Here is a 6,000-nt window from a genome sequence, read left to right as displayed (position 1 = left end):
TAATGTATAATCTTTGCGAACAACAAAACCTTGTTCCGTGAGGCTATTTGTAATCTTATTCATAGCTACTTGTTCAATTCCGCCGATAATTTCTGACATTCCTAGTTTCATAATTAAAACTCTCCTATTCTAATTGTATCGAGTGATATTTCTGCTACTTCAAATAATACTATATTTTCCTCTTTGTTCTCGTGATATTCATTGAAATCGTTGTATACTTCTGGAGGCATATTAGTTGCATCAATTGTAACAAAATCAAATTCTTTGAGTTCCAATATAATAGCAGATCTTTTGATGATTAATCGATCATCTTTATATATTACTCCCGAGAATGAATCTACAATTGGTTTGCTAAGATTATCCACATCAGGTATAATTCCGGGACGCAATTGATGTACATAAACTACACATGATTGAAGCGGTCCCTTTTCAATTGGTAAATTATTATATAACTTAGCATACTTTTTATTGAATTCATCGCGAAATAATTGTTTATATTTTTCATGTGAAGCAGATTTGTTATGTGATAGAGGTTTTCGATTTGTTACATAAAAAATGTGCATAATAATCTCCAATGTTTCTAAAACTTTATGAAAAAAGCAAGCACCAATTTATTGAATGCTTGCTTTTTCGTGGTGGACCTGGTGGGATTCGAACCCATGACCTCCGCGTTGCGAACGCGGCGCTCTCCCAACTGAGCTACAAGCCCTTGTCAAATGTATGAAATTGTGGGGTGTGTAAGGATGTCCTTCGGGCTCCCAACTGAGCTACAGGCCCAAATTGCCGCCGTTTTTCAGACGGCAAGAGTTAATATACCACATAGCGAAGAAAAAATCAAGAGCGAATTTCAATTTTCAGCAAAAAAATCTCAATAACGGCGTTCCGGCATAGCCGGCCCGGGCAAATCCGCGCCGGAAATCCGCCCTATTCTTCCCAGTCGGGAATCATCCGCTTCGGATTTTCCCTTATTCCGCGCTTTTCAGCGCTTCAACCATATCTATTTTCCTGTTCTTACGCGCTACCATCCACCCGACAAGTATCGATACTCCGAACGTCAGCAAAATGGATACCGAATACGTCAACGGCCCGAGCATCAGCTTCAGTTCGTATTCGGACGCGAGCGCCGTCAGCAGCCATTGAAGCGTTCCCAGACCGGCTGGAAGTCCGAGTATCACACCGATAACGGTCAGCCAGACGTTCTGAGAAATCAGCAGGTGCCCGATCTTTTTGCTTCTGAAACCGAGCACCTTCAGCGTGGCGAGTTCTCTGGAGCGTTCGACGTAGCTCATTACGCCGAGGTTGTACAGCACCACTATGCCGAGTATGATCGCGGCAATGACGAGTATTAATACCATTCCGTCCATGATCTGAACGAAGCTTGAAAAGCTGTCCATAAGCTGGCGTTTGTCCTGCTTGCCGGAAATCAGTTCGGACGGCGGTATTTCGCTCGAGCTCTTTTCGGTATAAACGGCGGAAACGCCGTACACGATGCCGAGTTCGTCCGCGAGTCTGTTGGTCATGGTAACGCTCTCGGTCATAATAGAGCGGTTGTATCCGACGACCTTCACCCTGTACGTTTTTTCACCGCCGTAAGGCGAGAACTCGACGTACTCCCCTATCTTCGCTTTATCGGCAAGACGCAGGCAGAGATAAACGCCGTCGTCCCGCAGGTCTATCGGTTCGTTGTCTTCGTCGATAACGCTGAAGCGGCCTTTTTCGTTATGAACGATATCGAGCGTCGCGGTATCCCCGTCCATACTTATACCTGAATAGCTTTCCCAATCCGCATCGAGGTCGGATATAAGTCCGGCCGCTTCTTCAAGCCCCGCGTTCTCGACAATGTTGACCTTCGTGGCGTAGTGGGAAACGCCGTTATCGAGCAGATCGAGAAAGCCCGCCATGGTGTCGCGCATACCGAGACCGCCGACGAGAAGGATCATACATCCGATAATACCCACGAGAGTCATAGCGAAACGGCTCTTGTGGCGCATAAGATCGCGTACGTTCCATTTGGTCGCGAAGTTCATCCTGCCGAAGAACGGGAGCTTTTCAAGAAGCGACTTTTTCATTTTTCCGGGCGTATACGGACGCAGGGCGTCAGCCGCGGTGCCGCGCAGCTGCGCGCGCACCGAAAGAAAGCTTATCAGCGCAAGCAGCAGGACCGCGCACGCAATCACGGGATAGCAGAACGCCGGGGTATCCGCCGTCCAGTCCGGCATATCGAAGTACGTTCCCATCATTCCGTTTTCGCTCATTACCGCCTTGCATACGAAGTATCCGAGGACGGCGCCCAACGCCGAGGCCGCGAGTCCTATGAAAAGACCGTAAAACGAATAGTGCAGCAGGATGGTGCGGTTTTTGAAGCCGAGCGCCTTCAGTACTCCTATCTGAGTTTTTTCTTTTGTGGCGATACGGTGCATCGTCGTGACCATCGTAAGCACGGCGATCGCGAGGAACAGCACCGGAAGAATTGAGCCCATCGCTTTTCCCTCGTCCGCTTCTCCCATCGCCTCTTTATAGACGACGTGATCGTCCTTCGGAACGACCATAAGCGTTTTGCCGAGCTTTTCCCTGACCGCGTCCTCCAGCTCCGTTTTTTCCATACCGGAGCGCAGATTGATCTGCGAGAAGACCTTGTCCTTCGCCGCTTCGAGCATCTCGGCGGGCGCGTTCGCGGGAAGCTTTTTCAGCAAGATGCCGTCGAGCTCCGCGGGAGAGATATACGCGTACCCGAACGTCGTGAAATCGGGCATCACCTGATTGCTGTCGGCAAGACAGATCATATGCTCGCCGGCTTTTATGAGACCGACGACCTCGATATCGATCTCCGTTCCCTGAAACTCGAGGGTAAGAATATCCCCCTCCGCGATACCGTTCAGCCTTGCGAATTTGTCCGAGAGCCAGAGGCCTTCGCCGTTCGCGTCGTACTCCCTGCCGCTCATCAGCACGAAGGTCGAAACGGTGTAGTTTTCCGAAGAGCGCGCCCGCGATCATCGCGATGAACGGAAGCTTCGCTCCGCAGGGAATGAAGGTGGTCGTCATTATCGTCATACGGCGGTCGCGTTCGTTTTCGATCGTTCTGGACGCCATGATCCCGGGGATGCCGCAGCCGGTGCCGACGAGCATCGGGATAAAGGATTTGCCGGAGAGGCCGAATTTCCTGAATATACGGTCGAGAACGAAGGCGATACGCGCCATGTAGCCGCAGCCCTCGAGGAACGCGAGCAGCAGGAACAGAACGAGCATCTGCGGCACGAAGCCGAGCACCGCGCCGACGCCTGCGACGATACCGTTCTGAATAAGTCCGTAGAGCCACTCGGGAACGCGCGCGTTTCCGTCCGCGTCGAGCAGGACTTTGTCGAGCAGCCCGGGAATGCCGGGCACCCATACGCCGTCGTCCGCCGGATCGGGCTCCTCAAAGCCCTTTTCGCCGAAATACGCGACGGCTTCCTTAAAGGTCATGCCGTTGGTCGCTTCTTCGTCGGCGTCATCGGGCACGGAGTCGTAATAGACGGTCAGAGTCGAGACTTCAAGCGTTTCGTCGTCGGTGACCTCGGTCTCCGCGGACGCCTGATCCGTCGTGAAGCTCTTTATTTCGGCGGCGAGCGCGTCGGCGTCGAACTCTTCGTCTTCGAGATCGAATTCGAATCCGTAAGCGGCGAGCGCGTTCGCCGCGGCTTCGTAATTCTCCGATTTTTCCGCGTAGGCGCTGCTGCCGATTCCGAGCAGATGGTAGCCGTCGCCGAAGAGTCCGTCGTTCGCCCAGTCGGTCGCCGCGCTGCCAACCGTCACCATCGAGATATAGTAAACGAGGAACATGATGACCGCGAAGATCGGGAGTCCGAGCCATCTGTTGGTGACGATCTTGTCGATCTTGTCGCTCTTTGTGAACTTTCTCGCGGTCTTCTTTTTGTAACACCCCTTGATGACCTCGGCGATATATATGTATCTTTCGTTCGTGATGATGCTTTCCGCGTCGTCGTCAAGCTCGGCCTCCGCGGACTTTATGTCCTCCTCGATGTGCGCGAGCACGTCGGGCGCGAGGTTCAGCGATTCGAGAACTTTTTCATCGCGCTCGAAGATCTTGACGGCGTACCACCTCTGCTGCTCTTCCGGCAGGTCGTGGACGACCGCTTCTTCGATGTGCGCGAGCGCGTGCTCGACCGGTCCGGAGAAGCTGTGCTGCGGGATCGTTTTGCCGTTTTTCGCGGCTTCGATCGCCGCTTCGGCGGCTTCGGCTATGCCCGTTTCCTTCAAAGCGGAAATCTCGATGACCGGGCAGCCGATCTGGCGCGAAAGCTCGGCGACATTGATCTTGTCGCCTTCTTTTTTGACGACGTCCATCATATTGATCGCAACGACGACCGGTATGCCGAGCTCGGTCAGCTGCGTGGTAAGATAGAGGTTTCTCTCGAGGTTCGTGCCGTCGACGATGTTGAGTATCGCGTCGGGGCGCTCGCCGATAAGATAGTTTCTCGCGACGACCTCTTCCAGCGTGTAGGGAGAGAGCGAATAGATGCCCGGAAGGTCGGTGACGATAACGCCGTCGTGCTTCTTGAGCTTGCCTTCCTTCTTCTCGACCGTAACGCCCGGCCAGTTTCCGACGAACTGATTGGAACCGGTCAGCGCGTTGAAAAGCGTCGTTTTGCCGCTGTTCGGATTGCCCGCAAGGGCGATTCTTACGTCCATGATAAATGCTTCCTTTCTGCTCTGACGAGCTTTGAACGGTTAGCCAACGCTAACCGCCGGCTGAAAAAATAAGCAGTCTTTATTCCACTTCTATCATTTCCGCGTCTGCTTTACGGATAGACAGTTCGTAGTTCCTGACGGTGATCTCTATCGGATCGCCGAGCGGCGCGACCTTGCGCACGTATACGGGAGTGCGTCTGGTAATGCCCATATCCATGATGCGGCGCTTTACGGCGCCTTCGCCGTGGAGCTTGACGACGGTGGCGGTCTCCCCGATCTTTACGTCTCTGAGTGTTTTCACTTTGTATTCCTCCTTGTATAAAATACTAAACCATTATTTTACGCGCAAGCTCGTCGCTGATGGCTACGCGCGATTCTTTGACCTTAACGATGATGTTTTCGCCGAGAGAATTGACTATCAGCACCTCTCCCCCGACGTTGAAGCCGAGATTCTCGAGATGCAGCTTGACTTCCGGATTTCCGCCGATCCTTTTTATGATAAGCGGCTCCCCTTTTTCAGCTAAACAAAGCGGTATCATATTTCCCTCCGCGTTAGCAACTGCTAACTATTCGCCAAAAATATCGGTTAGCTTCCGCTAACCGTATAATATTATAGTTAGCGTCCGCTAACTTGTCAAGAGGTTTTTGGAACTTTTTTGAGTTTTTTATAATCTTTCGGATTCATCTTGAAAAATCGTGTTTTTTACGCTATAATAGTAAGCAGTCAATACCGACAAGCGAGGAGTGAAGAAGATGGCGATGCGCGAATCCGGCGAAATGTACCTCGAAACGATACTCGTATTATCACAAAAGAACGCGAACGTCCGCGCGGTCGACGTGGGAGAGCATATGGGCTTTTCCAAACCGTCCGTAAGCCGCGCTATGGGCCTGCTCAAAAAAGAAGGACACGTTGAAACCGACGCGCAGGGCTACATAAGGCTGACGGAATCGGGAAAAGCGATAGCTAAGAGGATATATGAGAGGCATACGCTCCTCAGCCGGCTGCTGATAAGTCTCGGAGTCGATGAAAAGACCGCGACCGAAGACGCCTGCCGCATCGAGCATTATCTCAGCGACGAAACCTTCGCCGCGATAAAGAAGCACGCGAGCGAATACGGCGGATAATAATCGCGATATGCAAAAACAAGCGTCCGAAGGGGTGCCTTTCATAAAGCAGGTTTTACCTGCCGAAAAAAACAAAAGGAGTACGAGCGTTTTGTTCGTACTCCTTTTCACGCGCCTTGCTTACAAGGTATAGTGTGTTACACCTTTCAGATGAACTGTCGGGCGACAATGAGCCTCCCTTTACAC

Annotated in this window: 5 protein-coding genes and 1 tRNA gene; 1 reads left to right on the top strand and 5 read right to left on the bottom strand. The window is 51.8% G+C overall.

Features of this window, described 5'->3' with window-relative positions; genetic code table 11:
• Window positions 1-113: 113 nt before the first annotated feature.
• The 5 genes from IJL83_00190 to IJL83_00170 form a co-directional block, all read right to left on the bottom strand.
• Complete coding sequence (locus IJL83_00190) at window positions 114-563, bottom strand: RusA family crossover junction endodeoxyribonuclease (protein MBQ6552031.1); 450 nt, start codon at window positions 561-563, stop codon at window positions 114-116.
• Window positions 564-633: 70 nt separating this feature from the next.
• A tRNA-Ala gene (locus tag IJL83_00185) sits at window positions 634-709 on the bottom strand.
• Window positions 710-965: 256 nt separating this feature from the next.
• On the bottom strand, window positions 966-2,693 hold the full coding sequence (locus IJL83_00180) for an ABC transporter permease (GenBank protein MBQ6552030.1): 1,728 nt from the start codon (window positions 2,691-2,693) through the stop codon (window positions 966-968).
• 2,075 nt (window positions 2,694-4,768) lie between these two features.
• Window positions 4,769-4,990 (bottom strand): ferrous iron transport protein A, encoded by a 222-nt coding sequence (locus IJL83_00175; protein ID MBQ6552029.1) that lies wholly within the window; start codon window positions 4,988-4,990, stop codon window positions 4,769-4,771.
• Between the two features lie 25 nt (window positions 4,991-5,015).
• A complete protein-coding gene (locus IJL83_00170; protein ID MBQ6552028.1) occupies window positions 5,016-5,228 on the bottom strand; it encodes a ferrous iron transport protein A in 213 nt (70 codons plus the stop codon).
• A gap of 214 nt (window positions 5,229-5,442) precedes the next feature.
• Here IJL83_00170 and IJL83_00165 point away from each other — a divergent pair, with 214 nt between their 5' ends.
• Window positions 5,443-5,814, top strand: a complete 372-nt coding sequence (locus tag IJL83_00165; protein MBQ6552027.1) for a metal-dependent transcriptional regulator — start codon at window positions 5,443-5,445, stop codon at window positions 5,812-5,814.
• Window positions 5,815-6,000 lie beyond the last annotated feature (186 nt).

This window comes from Clostridia bacterium, assembly GCA_017438525.1.
Taxonomy (GTDB): domain Bacteria; phylum Bacillota; class Clostridia; order Oscillospirales; family RGIG8002; genus RGIG8002.
This window is presented reverse-complemented; position numbering and strand designations above follow the sequence as displayed.

What these genes read in the sequence shown, in the direction of transcription:
- IJL83_00190 (MBQ6552031.1), bottom strand. Translation starts at nt 563, where the DNA reads ATGCACATTTTTTATGTAACAAATCGAAAACCTCTATCACATAACAAA.
- IJL83_00170 (MBQ6552028.1), bottom strand. Translation starts at nt 5,228, where the DNA reads ATGATACCGCTTTGTTTAGCTGAAAAAGGGGAGCCGCTTATCATAAAA.
- IJL83_00165 (MBQ6552027.1), top strand. Translation starts at nt 5,443, where the DNA reads ATGGCGATGCGCGAATCCGGCGAAATGTACCTCGAAACGATACTCGTA.